At 38.9% G+C, this 20,178-nt stretch carries 11 protein-coding genes; 10 read left to right on the forward strand and 1 reads right to left on the reverse strand.

Annotated features, from left to right (window positions below):
* Positions 1-161: 161 nt before the first annotated feature.
* From EJ103_RS05710 to EJ103_RS05745, 8 genes are all read left to right on the forward strand, one after another.
* Positions 162-2,504 (forward strand): DNA polymerase II, encoded by a 2,343-nt coding sequence (locus EJ103_RS05710; protein ID WP_126006489.1) that lies wholly within the window; start codon positions 162-164, stop codon positions 2,502-2,504.
* 245 nt (positions 2,505-2,749) lie between these two features.
* Complete coding sequence (locus EJ103_RS05715) at positions 2,750-5,371, forward strand: TonB-dependent receptor (protein WP_029774024.1); 2,622 nt, start codon at positions 2,750-2,752, stop codon at positions 5,369-5,371.
* 67 nt (positions 5,372-5,438) lie between these two features.
* Positions 5,439-6,308, forward strand: coding sequence for a class I SAM-dependent methyltransferase (locus EJ103_RS05720; RefSeq protein ID WP_126006490.1), 870 nt, complete (start codon positions 5,439-5,441; stop codon positions 6,306-6,308).
* A 456-nt stretch (positions 6,309-6,764) separates the two neighbouring features.
* Complete coding sequence (locus EJ103_RS05725) at positions 6,765-9,602, forward strand: TonB-dependent receptor (RefSeq protein WP_029774022.1); 2,838 nt, start codon at positions 6,765-6,767, stop codon at positions 9,600-9,602.
* 60 nt (positions 9,603-9,662) lie between these two features.
* Positions 9,663-11,486 carry a putative 2OG-Fe(II) oxygenase gene (locus tag EJ103_RS05730; RefSeq protein WP_164521612.1) on the forward strand — a complete coding sequence of 608 codons (1,824 nt, stop codon included), beginning with the start codon at positions 9,663-9,665 and terminating at the stop codon, positions 11,484-11,486.
* A gap of 14 nt (positions 11,487-11,500) precedes the next feature.
* A complete protein-coding gene (locus EJ103_RS05735) occupies positions 11,501-11,731 on the forward strand; it encodes a hypothetical protein (RefSeq protein ID WP_126006494.1) in 231 nt (76 codons plus the stop codon).
* Between the two features lie 233 nt (positions 11,732-11,964).
* Positions 11,965-12,267: an H-NS histone family protein gene (locus EJ103_RS05740; RefSeq protein WP_004585960.1), complete on the forward strand. Its 303-nt coding sequence runs from the start codon at positions 11,965-11,967 to the stop codon at positions 12,265-12,267.
* A gap of 185 nt (positions 12,268-12,452) precedes the next feature.
* Positions 12,453-14,204, forward strand: coding sequence for a DEAD/DEAH box helicase (locus tag EJ103_RS05745; protein WP_126006496.1), 1,752 nt, complete (start codon positions 12,453-12,455; stop codon positions 14,202-14,204).
* A gap of 16 nt (positions 14,205-14,220) precedes the next feature.
* Here EJ103_RS05745 and EJ103_RS05750 read toward each other — a convergent pair whose 3' ends face one another.
* Positions 14,221-14,556: a ribonuclease E inhibitor RraB gene (locus EJ103_RS05750; protein WP_024033700.1), complete on the reverse strand. Its 336-nt coding sequence runs from the start codon at positions 14,554-14,556 to the stop codon at positions 14,221-14,223.
* A gap of 215 nt (positions 14,557-14,771) precedes the next feature.
* Here EJ103_RS05750 and EJ103_RS05755 point away from each other — a divergent pair, with 215 nt between their 5' ends.
* A complete protein-coding gene (locus tag EJ103_RS05755; RefSeq protein WP_126006497.1) occupies positions 14,772-16,499 on the forward strand; it encodes an autotransporter assembly complex family protein in 1,728 nt (575 codons plus the stop codon).
* Positions 16,499-20,173: a translocation/assembly module TamB domain-containing protein gene (locus EJ103_RS05760; RefSeq protein ID WP_126006499.1), complete on the forward strand. Its 3,675-nt coding sequence runs from the start codon at positions 16,499-16,501 to the stop codon at positions 20,171-20,173. Before EJ103_RS05755 ends, EJ103_RS05760 begins: the two co-directional genes overlap by 1 nt.
* The last annotated feature ends 5 nt before the right edge of the window (positions 20,174-20,178 follow it).

Consider the following 20,178-nt stretch of genomic DNA (forward strand, 5'->3'; position numbering starts at 1 on the left):
GCAAGGATGAAATTAATTTAGTAAATTAATGCGGCGATTTTTTAAGTTTATAAATTACTCCCTATTATGGCCTGTTTATATTTTGAGGTTGAACAATTTTCAATCCTTAACGTTCATGGCCCTAAAGTAGCAAAACAAAATATAAGTAAGGTTTATTGATAGTGTATTTAACATCTGGTTTTGTACTTTCTGCACAAGCGCACGATAGCGCTCAGGGTTTACAATATGAAATTTGGTTTGCTACAGATAATGGACCAATAAAGACAATTTCTGAGAATGAAACCGCACTATTTTTTATAAAAAACTCAGATACAAAAGCAGCTCAAGCCATTTTATCTGCCGAATCACTAAACTTTTTAATTAAACCTCTTTCACTTAAAAATTTTCAGCAGCAAAATATGTGTGGCTGTTACTTTTACTCACTCAAACACTTTTATAGCGCGAGCAAAGCGTTAAAAAGTCGCGGTATTACACTTTATGAAGATGATATAAGGCCCATTGAGCGCTATTTAATGGAGCGCTTTATTAAAGGCGGAGCGTGGATCACGGGTAAACGAGTGGATCATGCACATTACACTGAAATTTTAGATGCTAAATTAAAAACCAATGCCGAATATACGCCTATGCTTTCTAAGTTGTCACTTGATATAGAGTGCAATGAAAGTGGGGTGTTGTTTTCTATTGGCTTGGTAGGCTGTGGTTTAGATTGCGTAATCATGATTGGAGAGCCTGAGCATCACGAACCAGTGATTGGTTATACTATTATATGGTGCGCAGACGAGGTTGCACTATTACAGCAACTTGTAACACTTATTAAGCAGTGCGACCCAGATATTATTATTGGGTGGAATGTTATTGAGTTTGATTTTGCAGTTATTTATGAGCGCTCTGTGGCACTTGGGGTAAAACTATTACTAGGAAGAGGAAACCTTCCTTTATATGTTCGAAAAGGCCATTTTACAAGGGTTTCTATTCCCGGGCGCTGTGTAATTGATGGCATTGATACTCTAAAAAATGCCACTTATAGTTTTGAAACTTTTTCACTTGCTAATGTAGCTAAAGAAATTTTAGGCGAGTCTAAATTAATTGAAGCTAGCAACAGCTTACAAGAAATTATTCGTCAATTTAATGAAGATAAACTCGCGCTCGCTAACTACAATCGCCAAGACTGCATACTCGTTAATAAAATATTCGATAAGCTAAAACTTCTCGATTTTGCTGTTATTCGCACACAATTAACAGGCCTTGAGCTGGAAAAGCGCGGCGGCTCAGTGGCGGCTTTTGTAAACATGTATTTGCCTTTATTACATCGCAGCGGTTATGTAGCACCTAATATGGGCGACCATGGGCTGACGTTTGAAAGCCCAGGTGGTTATGTTATGGAGTCGGTACCGGGGCTGTATAAAAATGTCATCGTGCTTGATTTTAAAAGCCTGTACCCCAGTATTATGCAAACCTTTTATATAGACCCGCTTGGACTAATAGAAGGGATTGAAAACCCTGAAAACAGTATTGAAGGGTTTAATAACGCATTGTTTTCAAGAGAGCAGCACCATTTACCAGCGCTTATAAAAAGCCTAGCGCTACAGCGTCAGCGGGCAAAAGATAATCACGATTTAATGCTATCCCAAGCCATTAAAATAATAATGAACAGTTTATATGGTGTATTAGGCTCACAAGGCTGTCGTTTTTACGACCCTCGACTCTCAAGCTCTATTACTTTGCGTGGTCATGAGATAATGCTGCAAACTAAAAAGTGGATTGAAGAGCAAGGTTATAGTGTTATTTACGGAGATACCGATTCGACCTTTGTAAAATTAACGGATGATTTAAGTGTTGAGGCGTGTAATAAAATAGGTAAACAGTTAGCTAAACACATAAACACATTGTGGCAGCAAAACATACACGCTAAACATAATTTAACTAGCCATTTAGAAATAGAGTTTGAATCGCTTTACAGCCCCTTCTTTTTACCCACCATAAGAGGTAAAAGTGTGGGGTCTAAAAAACGCTATGTGGGTCAGTTAATAAAGCCGGATGAATCAAAATTGGTTTTTAAAGGCTTAGAAACCGTAAGAAGTGACTGGACTAAACTGGCCCAACAGTTTCAATTTGATTTATTTACCCTCCTTTTTGAGCAACCAGAGCAAATAAATGACCTTGTAAACGATTACATTAGTAAACTTTTACGCGGCGAATTTGATCATTTGCTGGTTTTTAAAAAACGTTTAGGTCAAAACTTAACCGACTATCAAAAAAATATCCCTCCACATGTGCAAGCAGTAAAAAAGTTTCAGAGACAAAATAGTGAATTTACGCTAAAAAGAGGTGAATTTGTTACATTTGTTTACACAACCCACGGTGTTGAGCTGTATCAAGGGCTGCATAGCTACGACTACCCATTGTATATAGACAAACAAATTGTACCTTTATTAGAAATGGTTACGCAATTTGTTAACGTTAACGTAAACAGTTTCGAGCTAAAACAGTTCGAACTATTCTAACTTGTACCTATTAATGCAATTTTTGATTACATAATCTACGCTTTAGCTTTATTTTTGTACAGTTATTCCTCATCTAAGCTAAAAAACAATAAAAAACCTTTTTTTAATTAATATTTGGTTAACAGTAGTTGGCTTTTAGATATTTTTTGTTTAGTATTTGGTTTAGTCACTGTTAACAAACTGTGACAACAAAAAATAATTAAATAATAGTCGCTTCTAACAAGTGGTGACCCAGGGAGAATCAAATGTTAAATAATAAAGTTTCAAAGGCAGTTCGCTTAGCGATTGCATTTGGTGCAGTATCAACAGCTGCATTTTCGTCAAGTTCATTTGCTGCAGAAGAAGAGTCTGCAGAGAAAGTAGAACGCATCCAAGTAACTGGTTCACGTATCAAACGTACAGATTTAGAGGGTGCTTCTCCGGTAGTATCTATTACTTCTGCTGATATCAAGCTAGAAGGTGACTACACAGTTGCAGATGCCCTACGTTCTAGTTCATTAAACTCATTCGGTTCGTTCTCAGAGCGTTCTGGTAGCTCAGCACAATCTCAAGCAACTATCAATTTACGTGGTGCTGGCTCACGTCGTACTTTAGTACTTTTAAATGGCCGCCGTTTCCCAGGTTCACCAACATTAGGTGGTGCTTCTGCTAACCTTAATGCTATTCCAATGGCTGCTGTTGAACGTATCGATATCATGACTGAAGGTGCATCTTCTATTTATGGTTCTGATGCAATGGCAGGTGTTGTTAACGTAATTATGAAAGAGAACTTTGAAGGTTTAACTTTCAACATTGGCGCGGGTCACCGTGACCAAGATGAAGGCACTACTTCAACTGAATTTTCTGTAGTTGGTGGTGTTTCAAACGATAAAGGTAACATTACATTCTCTTTCGATCACCAATCTCGTAAAGGTATTTCAGATGCTGACCGTGACTACACTAAAGCTCAGCTTGGTGATTTAGACGGTGATGGCGACATTGAAGCTTACACTGCAGATACTGTAGGTTGGTCATACTTTGGCGCTACTGTACTTTCACCTGATTTTGCTACAGCGTCAGCTTCACTTTTATGTGATGATTTAATCTCTGAATACGGTGAAGATACTTTCCGCCGCGTTGATGCAAACGAAGATTGGGGCCCAGGTTCTGAGTACTGTATGTATGCATTCGCTAATGTATCTTACAACACAGCATCAATTGACCGTAACACATTATATGTTAGTGCTAACTACGAGCTAACAGACGACATAGAGTTCTTTGCTCAAACAATGTTTGTACAAAACTCTTCATTTGGTCGTTACGCTCCACCGGCTGCAGCATGGGAAAACATGGCAGCTGATAACCCGCATAACCCATACGGTGAAGACGGTGCATATGGTTTATTCCGTTGGGTAGGTATTGGTACACGTGATGGTAACGTAGATGATTACAACCAAGATTTAACAGCTGGTTTACGTGGTGACTTAGATTGGAACAACGCTTCTTGGGAAGTTTACTACCACCACAATAAAGCAGATAACAAATCTGTAGGTGAGTACTACCTTTCTTACAGTGGTTTAGCATACAACGAAGCTAACGATATCGATTTAGGCTCTGATGAAGGCATTGCCAACATGAAGTCGACTACGTTACAAAACTCAGGCTCTACTTTTGACCAATACTTTGCTGGTTTAGGTTTTGACTTATTTGAACTACCAGGTGGTGCTGTTGCTCACTATGTAGGTGTTGAATATTTTGAACAAACTTACGAAGATATTTACGATGGTCAATCTGAAGCTGGCTTAATCGGTGGCTCTGCTGGTAACTCTTCAATGGGTGACCGTGATGTGACAGCTGTTTTCTTCGAATCAGTACTACCAGTTTCTGATACAGTAGAAGTGAACTTAAAAGCTCGTTACGATGATTACTCTGACTTTGGTGACAACGTTGCTCCAGCAGTATCTGCTCGCTGGCAGGTTGCTGATAACGTAGTGATTCGTGGTTCTTACTCTGAGTCGTTCCGTGCACCAGGCCTTGATTTACTTAATGCAGCACGTACATTCTCTGCTGAATCTGCAATCGATTATAATAACGGTTCTACTACATCACGTCAGTACAACACATACTATACTCAGAACTCTGAGCTTGAGGCAGAGACTTCAGATTACATCAACTTAGGTGTGGCATGGGATGTAAACGATAACTTAAGCTTTAAGTTAGATTACTTCCAACTTTCTATTGATAATGTTATTCAGTCTAAATCTCTACAAGGCTTATTATCTGATGAGGCTGCTGGCCTAATCACTGCAGTAGGTGTTGATACAGATACGTCTGATGAAACTTTCTACCTTAAGCGCTCTGCTTCAGGTACGCTAATCGAAGCAGGTACTTCTTACTTTAACGGTGCTGGTTTTGAAATTGAAGGTTTTGATTTCACTATTAATGCAAACGTAGAGACTGATTTTGGTGACTTCCGCTTTAACAATGTTAATAGTGTAACACTTTCATACGATTCTGAAGTAGGTGGTGTTGTACAAGACACTGCTGGTTGGTCTGGCCAACCTGATCTTAAGTCAGTAGCAACAATTTCTTGGTCACTTGATGATCATACAGTATCTTGGAACTCTACTTACACAGCAAGCACGTCTGAAACTGAAGTTGATGAAGATGGCGATGGTTTCTACGAGCAATCAGGTGATTTAGATAGCTGGTTAATCCATAACTTAACTTACAGCTACAATGCAGGTCCTTACGGCGCTGTAACATTTACTGTAAGTAACTTAACTGACGAAGACCCAGTTCTTTCTTCAGCTGGTACATGGGATAACCAAGACCTTTACAATAACTTTGGTCGTGATTACCGTGTAAACTACTCAATTAGCTTCTAATATTAATTAGAAACAGGTTGATATATAGGGCTGAATTTATTCAGCCCTTTTTTTATGGGGATTTTTTATGGAAAATTATTGGAGTGAGTATTGGTCTCAAGGGTATTTAACTTCATTTGGGCAGGATATTAAGAAAAACTATACAGGCAAGCTCAAGCAGAGCTGGACAAGTTTTGCTACTGAGCTTAGTCCACAGTGTAAAATACTAGACATAGGAACAGGCAATGGTGCACTGATACAGCTTATACACGATAGTAGTAAAGATCAGCTGAGCTTTATTGGTATTGATAAAGCAACAGTGGCAAAGAGCGTTACAGGCGTGCCCGACTCTAGTATTTTATCAGATGTAAGTGCAGAGTCCTTACCTTTTGAAAATAATGAATTTGATGCGATAGTGGCTCAATTTGCAATTGAATACAGTGAGCTTTCGAAGAGCATTTCTGAATTATTTAGGGTATTAAAACCGGGTGGGTTATATCAAATTGTTTGCCACGAAATAGATTCAGATATAGTTAAACCAAATGTGCTTATATTGGAGTCTGCTGTACGTGTACGTAGTGACTTGTTAACTCCTTTAAAGCAGCTAATTGATGAGCTGAAAAAAGATGATAATGCTCAGGTTAATAGCTTGATAAAAACAATAAATAACCTTATCCAGCTTGAAAGGCAAGTACACCCTCACGCAGTTAATGGAACACGGTATCCCGACTTTTTTCAGTTTATTTTGAATAATAGAAAAATTGATTTAGAACGCGCTTATCAATTATTTACTCAAGAGCTCGAAGGGCTGATCTTAAGGTTAAGTGACTTAAAGCAAGCGGCGTTAAACTCTAAGGATATTAGCCAGTTGTTATTGTTAGGCGATAAAACATTTAAAGAGGCTTTAGTTGACTCTAATAATGAATATATCGGAACGCTTTACAAAGGACGCAAATAGCTAGCCCCATCACTAAAATTTGTTCTGTTCTGCACATTAATACTCTAGCAGCTTTGATGGTATTCCAAAGGCCAAACGAGCTGCAGCTCCCGATTCCTCTACTTTTTGGCGACTTGTTAAACATTGTTCTTGGTCACCTTGTCATTTATAAATTTTAAATTACCTTGTTAACACCTTTAAATATGTAAATAAGTAGAAGTATTTTGCGTTTTATTTTCAAAAATGCATTGTTCCGGTTATTGGTATATTCACACTTTATTTTTTTGTCCCCTTTATCGAAATAAACTAATATTAATTATATTTAAATTGATGTGAATTATTGGTTTTTAATATGTTGACTATGTTTATATATTGATACTAACATTCACAAAAGAAGCGGTGCTTTCACTTCTTAAGCTATTTATTTAATGGCTAAAACAATAAATATATAAATAAAATTATTTCAGGGAGAATCCAATGTTAAATAACCAAGTTTCAAAAGCGGTGCGCTTAGCGATTGCTTTTGGTACGGCATCTACAGCTGTATTTTCAGCAAATTCAATTGCTGCTGAAGAGGGAGTTGAAAAGGTAGAGCGTATAGAGGTTACCGGTTCACGAATTAAACGTGCAGATCTTGAAAGCGCTTCACCAGTGAGCATTATTACTACTGAAGATATGAAAGTTCAGGGTATTTCAAATATTTCCGATGCGTTACAAAACCTTACCGCTCAGTCGGGCGGATTAACTGCTGCTGTAAATAATGGCGGTAATGGTAATGCAACTGTTAACTTAAGAGGTATGGGTTCATCACGTACATTGGTACTTGTTAATGGACGCCGTATGATTGCCTCAGGTACTGGTGCATCTTCTACCGTGGATCTTAATGCCATTCCTTTTAGCGCTGTAAAACGCATAGAGGTTTTAAAAGACGGTGCATCAGCTGTTTACGGCTCTGATGCTCTTGCTGGTGTGGTTAATATTATCATGCGCGATGACTTTGAAGGCTTTGAGCTAGATGCCAGCTATGCAGAGACAGGTGAAGGTGACGGTGAAGAAGCTAGCTTAAGCAGCACCTTTGGTGTGAGCAGTGACAAAGGTAATGTTGTTGTAAACGTTGGTTTTTACGACCGTGGTACTGTACGTGCTAGCGACCGAGATTATTCAGCATGTCCATACGCAGAAAGTGGCGGTGAGCGTTTTTGTGCCGGTTCTGGTAACTCTTTAGGTATGAATGCAATCTTAGATGATGGTAGAAGAGTTCAGTTTGAGCCTGGCGGTAACGGTTCATCAACTGATACTGGCTATCACACATATGTGGGTAGTGGCGAAGGCAACGATACCTATAACTACTCTTCTGCTTCATACTTATCTACGCCTGCAACTCGTTATAATGTGAGCGTGTTAGGTAATTATGAATTAGCAGATAACTTAAACTTTTTTGCAGAAGCGTACTACACAAACCGTACCTCAACGCAGCAAATGGCACCAGCACCTATCAACTACACATACAGTGTTGATGGTCGTAGTTGGGTATTAAGTCAAAATCCAGAAGTTTACCCATTCTCAGGCTTGTATGATTTTGCAACTCCTGGCGACAATGTAGACATGTTACCACTGCGTCGTATGTCAGAAATGGGTGGCCGTGTATTTGAGCAAGAAGTAAATACAGCACAATTTACAACTGGTTTAGAGGGCTTTATCGCTGATCAATACGCTTGGAATGTGTTCTATACATATGGTCGAAATAGCGCTATTGACCGTTCTAAAAACTACATTAACGTAGACAAAATGATAGCGTCAGTAAATGAAAACTGTGAAGGTGTCTCGGTTACAGGTTCGCCTAGTGATTACACGGTTACAGGCAACGATGCATCTGCTCCATGTATTAACTACTTCGGTGAAGGCGCGCTTTCACAGTCAGATGCCGATTACTTGCGTTACACCGATCAGGGTACTTCAGGTACAGAAATGCACCACTTAGGCGCTTCAATTTCGGGTGATTTATTTGAAATGCCTTCTGGTGTTGTTGGCTTTGCATTTGGTCTAGAGCACCGTGAAGAATCAGCATTTAATCAACCAGATGCATTCTCTTCATCAGGTATCGGTTCAGGTAATGCCGTACAGCCAACTTCTGGTGGCTATAAAGTTGACGAAGCATATGTAGAGCTTGTTGTTCCACTATTGAATGATTTACCACTGGTTCAGTCTTTAGATTTAGAAGCTGCGCTTCGCTACTTTGACTACGATACGTTTGGATCAGATACTACTTATAAGTTAGGTCTAACTTGGCGTATGACAGATGAAGTTATGCTTCGCTCTGTATTATCAACAGCATTTCGCGCACCAAGTGTAAGTGAGCTTTACGGTGGTCAGTCAGATAGCTTCACCAATTATACAGACCCTTGTACTGGTTTTGGTGGTGCTGGCTTTGATTCTAGATACCAAACAGCCTGTGCTTCTGATGCAGCAGCCGGCCTAATTCCTTCAGATGGTACGTTTGCACAAAACAGTGGTCAACTTCGTGCGGTTGTTGGCGGTAACCCAGACCTAGGTCCTGAAACTGCTGATACATTTACAGTTGGTCTTGTTGTTGAGCCAATTGAAGGGCTAAGCTTTACTGTTGATTACTACGATATTGAAGTAGATAACGTAATAAGCTCTGTTGGTATTACGACTAAGCTAGATAAATGTTATAGCGCGGGTGAAGAAGGTGGACAAGGTGGTTCTTTTGCACTTTGTGAAGGTGTTGTACGTGATGCAACGGGTAACTTTGATGGTACTCCATCACTTGATCAAAACCTTTCTACTTGGAACCTATCGGGCGTAGATTTCAACGCTCAATATAGCTTTGACGCTGCTGGCTTAGCGTGGAGAGCTGATTGGGAAGCTTCTTACATCTCTAAATGGGAAGTACAAGAGTTTGCTGGTGAGCCTATTCAAGATTACGTAGGTGTTGCATCAAGTGGTTCTGGCTCAATTCCTGAGTGGAAACATAATGTAAGCTTACGCGCAGCCGGTGATGATTGGACTGTTTCATACAAAGTGATGTACGTAGATTCGCTTGTTACAGAATCAGTTGCATTATTTGATGGAGACCCTGCGGATTACTATTCACCAGAAGCTGACTCGTTTGTATCACATACACTAAGTGGTACTTACCAACTTAACGAGCATGTTTCGTTACGTGGTGGTATAGATAACCTAACAGATGAAGAGCCTCCATATTACAGCGATTATGATGATGCCAATACAGATACTACGTTGTATAAGTACATCGGTCGTAACTTCTTTGTAGGTACAACTATTTCATTCTAAGCATAAGCTTTAATGCTAAGGCCGGTATATTATCGGCCTTTTTATTATTTAAGAGAACATATGCAAAGCCAAGGCATGTCATTTCAAGATGTAAGCAACTTAATCCTTAAGGAAATTAATAATAATAATTTCCTTAAGGCATTAAAAATTGCTAATTCGATTAAAAGTAATGAATCGAGTATTGTAGCGCACCTTCATCACTTAAAATCTATAGCATACCAAAAGAAAAAAGATTATATATTATGTTTAGCCGAGATTGAAAAAGGCATTAAACTAAGTCCACGTCATTTTCATTTAAATGTAAATAAAGCAAAATTATATAACTTGTTGGGTGAACCTGATAAGTCAATAAAACAATATTTAAATGTATTGACTATATATAGTGACGATATAGAAACACTTTATAACATCTCTGTTTTATACTTTAAAAAGAATGAATTTACTAAAGCAAAAGAATACATTGATAAAGCATTTACACTATCCCCTCAAAATGCAGTTATTCTCAGTGCAAAAATAAAAACAGACTTAAAGCTTGAGAAGTTTACTGAGGTCGATAGGCTCACAGATGATTATATTCGCAATTTTGGTGCTGATGCTAGTATTCTCAATAGTAAAGGGTTGGCTTTAAAAGCTTTATGCTTTTGGGATAAAGCAATTATAACTTTTGAGCAAAGCTTAAAATTAAGCCCTGGTTTAGTTGAAGCTAAAAAAAATATGGCCAGCTGCTATCACTTAGCCGGTAAGTTTAAAAAAGCCAAAGCAATATATACAGAACTAACAACTATCAACCCGCTAGATTTAGACAGTCATCATTGGCTAAACCAAATGCTATGGGAAACTGCAGACTCTGGTTTTTTATCCTCATATAACCATGCTTTAAAAATAACTGGAAAAAATACTGCACTGGAAGCTGAGCTTGCACAAAAGCTTTATACATCGGGTAAGCAAACTGAGGCTTACAAAATAGCAAAGCAAATACTCTCTCAAAGCAATTGCCCACAAAAAGCGTTTTCTATAGTGGGTGATTACGAACGTGAAAACAGCTTATTTGATGAATCTTTAGAGACCCATTTAGCTGCCAGTAATAGGTTTAAGAATAATCACGCGTACATAGAATTAGCCAAAAGCTATATTGCGATAGATAAACCAGATCACGCATTGAACATTATAAATAAGTTATTAAATCAAGACGAATATAACCAAGAGTACTTGTGTATTAAAAATACAGCATTGAGATTACTAAAAAGCGAGCTGTACTCATATTACTGCAATTATGATTTATTTGTTATGCAGGAGAAAATAGCAACACCTTCTGGCTTTGCTTCTATAGATGATTTTTTAACTGAGCTTAAAGGTACGTTAAAACAGTATCATTATTATCAAAACCATCCTTTAGAGCAATCTTTAGTGAATGGTTCTCAAACCGCAGAAAAATTATTTGATTATCAACTGCCGATACTAAAAATACTAAAGCAGGAGCTATACGAGTTAACGTCATGCTTTTTATCAAGGCTTCCAAAAGATAATCAACACCCTTTTTTAAAAAGAAATGTTGGTGATTTTAAAGTAACTGATTCATGGTCGGTAATTCTGAAAGGTAAAGGTTTTCATAAAAATCATTATCACAGCCAAGGTTGGATGAGTTCACCATTTTATGTATCTATACCCACGCTGATATCTGAATCAACCAACCAAGAAGGGTGGTTAAAGCTAGGTGAGCCAGGATTTAATATGAACACTAAGCTTTTACCTGAGACAACATTAAAACCAGAGGAAGGCAAACTTATTCAATTTCCATCCTATTTTTGGCATGGGACTAATACCCTAAATAGTGAAATGGAACGAGTAACAATTGCTTATGACATACTCCCTCAACACACTTAAATTAAGGATAAACAATGAAACATCTTTGTACCGTATTATTAGTAATTTTAGCTTCAGGTTGCACTAGTGCAGCAGCGCTTAAGGCCAGTGAAAGCGATGGCAAAATATGTAAACTCGAAAAAGCCACAGGTAGCAACATTGCAACAAGAGTGTGTAGAACACCTGAACAAATTGCTTACCAAGAAAAATTAAGCCAAGAGGCAATGAGAGAGATGACCCGTGGTAGTGTAAAAATTGATAAATAGACTTTAACTTTATAAGTTTATTAACCTCTATTAAAAAATTAATAGAGGTTAAATATTTTTTATTTGATATTAAAGTCCATTACTATACTTATTCTATGCTGATTTCTCATGCTAAAGTATTTGCTTTTATACCTTTTGCTATGGAGTAAAATTGCTCATGGTAAAAATATATTGTTGGGTTTATACTTGCTTTGAAACTAAAAAGTTAACTCCAACAAGCAAGAGAGATATAAATGAAAGAAGTTCGATCTTTTATTAAAACAGCATCATTAACTGAGCTAGAAAAAGCACAACAATTAATCACTGATGCGATTGCAAAATATACTGAGCAGCTACAAGCTAAACAGGAAGTGTTGGATCTTTTAAAAGAAAAAGGACTTACGTTAGAAGATTTACAAGACGGTACTGCAGATAAACGTACTAAAGTAAAAGCTAAGTATCGTATTGAAGTAGATGGCGAAGTGATTGAATGGACCGGTCGTGGTCGTCGCCCTAAAGCGTTTGAAGGTGTTGATTTACAAAAGCACCTAGCTTAATAAAGTAACAGAGAAGCCACGGCTTCTCTTTTTAATGGCGTATAACTTAATAACTTAATAACTAAACTTAGGCTAAGGCTTACGCTTTGTACGCTAGATTTAATTGGCCAAAACTTACCTTAAACTCCCCGCAGTCGCTTAGTATTTGTTAAACTGCATTTCTGGTTATTCTATTTACTATTTTCATGAGCTATAAATTAAGGCCGTATCAGCAAGAGGCCGTAGAGCGCACCGTTTTACATTTTCGAAAAACAAATGATCCTGCCGTGATTGTACTGCCTACCGGTGCGGGTAAAAGCCTTGTTATTGCAGAGCTTGCGCGAATTGCTAAGCAAAAAATTTTGGTGCTTGCACATGTTAAAGAGTTGGTAGAGCAAAACGCACAAAAATATAAAAGTTTTGGTTTAGAAGCGAGTATATTTTCAGCAGGGTTAAAAGAAAAATCACTCAACCACCAAGTTACCTTTGCCAGTGTTCAATCTTTATCGCGTAATTTAAATAAATTAAATGAGCATTATTCTTTGCTTATTATTGATGAGTGCCACAGAGTAAATGGTGATAAAAAAAGCCAATATGGAAAGGTTATAAATACGCTCAAAGAATATAATCCTCAGTTAAAAGTATTGGGTTTAACAGCCACACCTTATAGATTAGGAATGGGGTGGATATACCATCATCATTACCATGGTTTTGTAAAAGGTAATAAAGAAAGTCCATTTAAAAACTGTATATTTGAATTACCGCTCAGGTATATGATCAAACATAATTACTTAACGCCGCCAAATGAAGTGGACGCGGCAATTAGTCATTATGATTTTTCGTCCTTGGCTACTAATGCGTTTGGTCAATATACGACTGATGGCATGAATGCGCTTTTAAAAAATAGTGAGCGCGCAACGCAAGCTATACTGAAGCAGGTAATACAATACAGTGAAACCCGCCAAGGCGTGATGATATTTGCGGCAACGGTTATGCACGCGCAAGAAATTTTAACTTATTTACCCGCAGAGCAAAGTGCCCTTATAACTGGCGATACCCCAAATGTAGAGCGCGATAAATTAATAAATCAATTTAAACAAAAAAACATAAAATATCTCGTTAATATTTCTGTTTTAACCACCGGATTTGACGCGCCGCATGTGGATTTTATTGCCATTTTGCGCCCTACAGAATCGGTTAGTTTATATCAACAAATTGTTGGCCGTGGCCTTCGCTTAAGTGAAGGAAAAAAAGATTGCTTGGTCATTGATTACGCTGGCAACGGATTTGATTTGTTTCATCCGGAAGTGGGCGATAAAAAAGGCGATAGCGATAACGAACCAGTACAAGTACTTTGCCCTGGCTGTGGCTTTGCTAATATATTTTGGGGCAAAACAGATTCAGCCGGTAAAGTCACTGAGCACTTTGGAAGACGTTGCCAAGGCCTACTAGAAGATGATGAAGGCCATAAAGAGCAATGCGATTATCGCTTTAGGTTTAAAGAGTGTGATCAGTGCGGTGCACAAAACGATATTGCAGCTCGTAAATGCCATGACTGCGGCGCCGTTATGGCTGACCCTGACGACAAGCTTCGTAATGCACTTAATTTAAAAGATGCGTTAGTGCTACGATGCAGTGGTTTGACTGTCACAGCGCTTAAAAACCAACTAATTAAAGTGACCTACTTTGATGAGGAAGGTGCTAGTTGCGATGAGGTATATAACCTTGCCAGTAAAGGCGGGCAGTATATTTTTAATAAACAGTTTGGTAAACGCCTAGGGCAGGGGCAAGCGCCTGTCGAATTTAAAAGTGCTGAGCAGGTTATTAAGGCACAGTATGATTTAGTGCCCCCCGATTTTGTTATCGCGCGTAAAAGTAAAAAGTATGGCTGGAAGGTATCTGATAAATTATTTGATTACATTGGCAACTTTAGAAAAGCTAATCAGTTAAGCGGTTAAGCTTAACTGATTTTTGTTAAGCGGCGTCTTCGTCCATTAAACCCCAGCCATCGCCATAGCCATTATAACTATTAGCAATACTTTCAAGGTATTGCTCTGCTTGGCCAAGCAATGTGTGCTCTGGCACCATTTGTACATGAGTAATCACTTCCCACACGCCAGTGTCTTTACACTTTTCAACGTTTGCGCTTTGTACTAATGCATCAGAGATTATTTCTTTGGCAAATTTTTCAGCATCAGCTTGTTGTTCAAATAAAATGAAAAAATCGATTTGGTGCATTTTGCTTAAATCAACGCCAGCAGCGGCTATTTCGGCTAAAAGTTGGCCGTTATCATCATCAGGGAATTGCATTAAAAACTCATTTAAAATTAATTTTGTATTCGTAGGCACTATTGTAACCAAAATATTGTCTTAAAGCGTATTAATTTTAACTTTATACGTACATATGCAGCGTGTAATTTAGCCCCTAAATCACTATTAAGTTAATGTGTTGCTCATTATGGCTATGGTAGTATGCGCTTAATTGGTCGTTTATTTTTAAAGAATAAAAAAGTAAGGATATCTACTTGTTCAAACAGTTATTACGTTTTGTATTTTTTTTAGCTTTTTTTATAAGTACTCAAGCAAGCGCTGAGCAAAGAGTAATCGAAGATTATGAAATAAAGGGCATTAGCGGCGAGCTAGAAAGCAACGTTGAACTCTATTTAAAGCAATTAGTAGGCGAAAAACCAACGCGTACTTTACAACGCTACGCTAAAAAACAAGTGCAAAGCAGTATAAAAGCACTTGGCTATTATAACCCCACAGTTGATATAGAATTTGATAAAGACGACAAAGAACTCATTGTTAAAGTAGAGCGGGGGCCTGCAACCCGTATTGAGGCTATTAATATTAGCTTAAGCGGTGAAGGTAAAGCCGATGCACTACTGCAAAATGTAATTAAAAACTTAAATTTAACGCAAGGCGATGTGCTCAATCATGGCAAGTACGACTCTGCCCATAAAAAAATAGAGTCGGTATTACTTGAGCTAGGTTACTTTGACGCTAAATGGCCTGTACGAAAGTTAGCTGTGTCTGTGCAAAAAAATAGTGCAGTTATTACCTTTAATATAGAGACCGGTGTGCGCTATCAGTACGGCGATATCATTATTGCAAGCGAAACCCCTGCTGAAAAATACATACGTTCACTTGCGCCTTTTACTCAAGGGCAGCCTTATAAAGCGACACAAATAGCTGATTACAACCTTGAACTGTCGAGCACGCCATACTTTGCCAGCGTCCGTATTTACGCCGATATTGCAGCGAGAAAAAACGGCCAAGTACCCATTAATATTGATGTGCTTCCCAAACCGGCTAATAGCTACGAAATAGGCGGTGGGTTTAATACAGAGCTTGGCCCTAAGGTGCGTTTTAAGTGGAGCAAGCCGTGGATCACCGAAGACGGGCATTACCTCGAAAGCAATTTAAACGTTGCCGAAAAACAGCAAGATATTTCTATGGCATACACCATACCGGTTGACGACCCTAATGACGATTTATGGCGTTTCTCTGTCGGTTATAAATTAGAAGATGAACTTGCTGATGACATTTACAGTGAAATACTCACGGGGCAATTACAGCGCCAATGGTTAACTGAGAACAACTGGGTGCGTACAGCATTTTTACGTCGAGACCAAGAAACATACCGCATTGGTGATGAACCAGAAGAAAGCACCGAAATGCTTATGCCTGGTATTAGCTATGCCCGTAAAAAGTCAAAAGGAGGCACAACGCCTTATTGGGGTGAGCAGTGGCTAATTTCGGCTGAGTTTGGTTTAGATGATGTACTTTCAACCACCAACTTAGTGCGGGTGCAGCTGCAGCATGCGTGGCTGCGAACCTATTTAGATAAACATTTAGTTTTTTTAAAAGCAAACGTGGGCGCCATGCTGGTCGATAATATAGAAAACGTACCTTACTCGCTGCGCTTTTATGCGGGTGGTGACCAAAGTGTACGTGGTTTTGCTTATCAGTCTATCTCACCTGAAGATGAAGACGGTGATTTAATTGGTGGTAAATACTTACTAACCAGTACTATTGAATACAATTACCAATTTGCACAAAATTGGCGTGCAGCTTTATTTGTTGATGGCGGTACTGCCACAAATGACTTTTCGGACGACTTTGAAGTGGGCGCAGGCTTTGGTTTTCGTTATTTAACACCCATTGGCCCTGTAAAAGTAGACCATGCATGGGGGCTTACTAAAGAAAGTAAAAGCACACGTTTAAGCATTACCATAGGGCCAGAAATTTAATGTCAGTATTTAAAAAAATATCCGCCGCCGTCATCGGCGTTTTAATCACGCTTGCCGTTATTATATTTTGCTTGTTATTTACTGCGCCCGGTAATCAATTTATTGCTTATAGTGCCAATAAAATGGTGCACGGCTTACATATCGAGATTAAAAAAGGGCGCTTTTTATATAACAACCCGTTTAATGTGAGTTTTAAAAACCAAAGTACAGATTTTAAAGCGCAGCAGCTTAAAATAGATTTATTTTGGTGGCAGTGCGATGGCCTATGTATTGAAAATGTAAGTGCGCGGTCAATCAAACTAGCCCTTGGCAATGCACCCGAAGCCACACAACAGAGCACCTCAGAGCCATTAGCTGAAATTACGTTTCCCTTTAATATTGCCGTTAAAAATGTAGCAATAAACGAATTTGTATTAAATCATCCAAGTGCTGATGTAACCGTAAATAACTTTACCCTTGCAGCGAAAGCTGAAGATGCAACCTTAGCACTAAAAAGCCTAACTATTAGTGATGTATTGGTAAAGCTTAAAGAGCAACCCGCCTCATCTAATCAAGCAACGGCTAATCAAGGCCAAGCGCTACCTGCGTTACCAGATATAGAATTTACATCGCCCCTTAATTTACGGGTAGAGCAGTTTGACGTTAAAAAGGTAGATATTGAGCAAGGTGAGCAAACTCACACAATCGAAAATATAGCGCTTGTATTAAATGTAGAAGATGAAAAAGTTAACTTACAAACGCTTAGCGCGCAGTATCAACAATGGCAATTAAATACAGAGTTAACTAGTGAGCTTGCAGGTAACTTACCATTAAACGCTAAAGTAGCGCTAAACAGCGACTTGCACCAAGCGAATTTAGCGTTAAGTGGTGATCTATCTGATTTAAATATAAATTTACACACGACTGGTCAGTACCCATTAAATTTAACGGCAACGGCTAATTTAAAACAAAAAAATTATCCGTTTGAACTTACCGGTAAAGTTGAGCAATGGTTGATTGACGCTCAAAGTAACGAGCTAAAAGTAAATAATGTTGATTTATCAGCTTCGGGTAATGCGGATGATTACACACTAAGTTTAAAAGCGCATAGCCAATTAGGTGCCTATCCAGCTGTAGTATTAAACACGCAATTAAACGGCTCGCTTAGCCAAGCGCAGTTAAGTACCTTAAGCCTAAAAGCAAACGACAGTAGTGCAATATTAAAAGGTAATATTAATTGGCAAAAGGGCATACAAGCCGATTTTACCGGTTCGTTAAATAGCTTAAAAGCACAATACTTAACAGATGCGCTTACAAGTAATATTTCTGGCCAGCTAGAAGGGCGCTTTAACAGCGAAGGGCAAAACTGGCACTTGCAAATGGATAATACACAACTTGCAGGTACACTGAACCAAACACCGCTTGAATTTGCCTCAAACTTTACACTTAACAATACGCTAAAAGCCAACATAGACAGCCTGTATTTAAGTAGCGGTGCCAATAAATTAACCTTGAGCGGGCAAGTTGACGACACCTGGCAGGTTGACGGAAAAGTAACACTGACAGGAAATGAGCAAACTAATCTGCCATTCGTTGCAAACGGTAAGGCCGATTTAAAAGTTAGAGGACCCCGTTTAACCCCTGCCGTTGATTTATCGTTATTACTCGATAACTTTATGTATAACGACATAAACGTTAACAAACTCGCCCTTAAAGGTCAGCTCGATACAGCCGCAGATTGGCAAACCGATGTGAGCTTAAACGTAGGCTCAGCAATAGTCGCTGATCAGGTAATTAATAGTGTTGAGCTAACTGCCACTGGCGATAAAACCGACCATCAGCTGGTTGCCGCCATAGATGCAGAGCAAGGCGCTGCTGAGCTTGAAGTAACCGGTAAGCTCAATAATGACGTATGGAATGGCTCGCTCAGTAATATAACGCTAAGTGACAAAAAGCTCAGCTTTAGTAATAGTAAAAAAATTGCGGTGATGTTTAATACCCAAACCAGCGATTTTGATGTGAGTGCGCATTGCTGGCGCTCAAACAAAAGTGAGCTATGTATTAATACCCTTGCGCAAACTAAAAACTTGGGCCAATTTAATGCTACGTTGAGCAATTTAGCGCTTGAAGAGCTTAAACACTTTTTACCAGATAACATGCGTACGCGTGGCGATATAAGCGGCGACTTTGCTGCAAATTGGAACGAGGGCGCATTAAAAACACTTCGCGCTAATTTAAATGCGCACGACCTTGTTGCTGTTCTTACCTCAGAGGAAGACCGGTTTAGATTACCCATCGAAACGCTAAAAGTCAGTGCCTACACTGATTCTCAAACGGGTAAGCTAGAGGCCGAGTTACGCTCAAGTGTGCTAGGTAAAATAGCCACCGACATTAATATTGATGATATTCAAAATCAGCAAACATTAAACGGTCACCTTAATATAGATAAAATATTGCTATCAGACTTACATCCATTTCTCGAAACCCTTGAGCAATTAAAAGGCGATATAACAGGAAACGTGGCAGTAGCCGGCACTTTGCAAGACCCTCTATTAAATGGTGAGCTAAATGTCAGTGATATCAATTTAGAAGGTGAGCAGTTGCCGGTGGTATTGCAAAAATCTAATGTAAATATTTTATTTGATAAAACCACCGCCACAATTAAAGGTAATTTAAACGACACCCAAGGCGGTAAAATCAACCTAACCGGCGACATAGATTGGCAAGGCGCCCAGCCTGAGGTAAATGTAGGCGTTAACGGCGAGCAGTTTTTTGTACGCGCGCAGCAAGGCGTGACGTTTAAAGTATCGCCTGATTTAACTATTGGACTTGCAAATAATGCATTAAAGCTGTCTGGCGAAGTGATTGTGCCTTATGGCAGGGTAATGATTGAAGAGCTGCCAGAGGGCGCCGTTCAAGTAAGTGACGATGAGATTATTGTTGATCAACAAACTGAAACGGCAGAAAACGTGCCGTTTGATTACGATGTAAATTTAAAAGTGATTGTTAAAAACGATGTAAAAATAGAATCGTTTGGTCTTGAGTCGAAAATAGCGGGCGATTTAGCCATCAAAATGAGCCAAGGTGCCCCTATAATTGCCACCGGCGAGCTAAATTTAATCGATGGTACGTATTTAGCTTTTGGCCAAGATTTAATTATTAGTACTGGGCAAATAGGCTTTAGTGGCTCAATTGAGCAACCATTTTTAAATATTAAAGCCATACGTAATCCAGACACCACAGCAAACGATGTTGTGGCTGGTGTTACGCTTACTGGTAACGTTGAGCAACCTACCTTAAAAGTGTTTTCTGAGCCGGCAATGGATCAAGCACAAGCGCTGGCCTATTTACTCAATGGGCAGCCGCTAGGCGAGGGCGACAGTTCAAGCGATGCTATGCTTACTCAGTTATTGCTCTCACAAGGGGTGAGCCGCAGTGAAGGCGTTGTATCTAAAGTTGGCGAAACCATTGGTTTATCTGATGTAAGCTTAAGTTCAACGGGCTCTGGCGATAACACTAAACTTGAAATATCGGGCTATGTAGCGCCTAGCTTACAAGTTAAATACAGCGTAGGGGTATTTGACTCGCTCAGCGAGGTCGCTATTCGCTATCAGCTGCTTTCGCAGTTTTATGTAGAGATCACCAGTGGTTTAAATCAAAATGTTGATTTACTCTATAAGTTTGATTGGGACTAAATAGG

It is taken from the genome of Pseudoalteromonas sp. Xi13 (assembly GCF_003952205.1).
Taxonomy (GTDB): Bacteria; Pseudomonadota; Gammaproteobacteria; order Enterobacterales; family Alteromonadaceae; genus Pseudoalteromonas; species Pseudoalteromonas atlantica.

Coding starts and splice junctions, on each gene's coding strand:
- EJ103_RS05750 (WP_024033700.1), bottom strand. CDS start 14,556: ATGCAATTCCCTGATGATGATAACGGCCAACTTTTAGCCGAAATAGCC.
- EJ103_RS05740 (WP_004585960.1), top strand. CDS start 11,965: ATGAAAGAAGTTCGATCTTTTATTAAAACAGCATCATTAACTGAGCTA.
- EJ103_RS05760 (WP_126006499.1), top strand. CDS start 16,499: ATGTCAGTATTTAAAAAAATATCCGCCGCCGTCATCGGCGTTTTAATC.
- EJ103_RS05735 (WP_126006494.1), top strand. CDS start 11,501: ATGAAACATCTTTGTACCGTATTATTAGTAATTTTAGCTTCAGGTTGC.
- EJ103_RS05715 (WP_029774024.1), top strand. CDS start 2,750: ATGTTAAATAATAAAGTTTCAAAGGCAGTTCGCTTAGCGATTGCATTT.
- EJ103_RS05725 (WP_029774022.1), top strand. CDS start 6,765: ATGTTAAATAACCAAGTTTCAAAAGCGGTGCGCTTAGCGATTGCTTTT.
- EJ103_RS05745 (WP_126006496.1), top strand. CDS start 12,453: ATGAGCTATAAATTAAGGCCGTATCAGCAAGAGGCCGTAGAGCGCACC.
- EJ103_RS05720 (WP_126006490.1), top strand. CDS start 5,439: ATGGAAAATTATTGGAGTGAGTATTGGTCTCAAGGGTATTTAACTTCA.
- EJ103_RS05730 (WP_164521612.1), top strand. CDS start 9,663: ATGCAAAGCCAAGGCATGTCATTTCAAGATGTAAGCAACTTAATCCTT.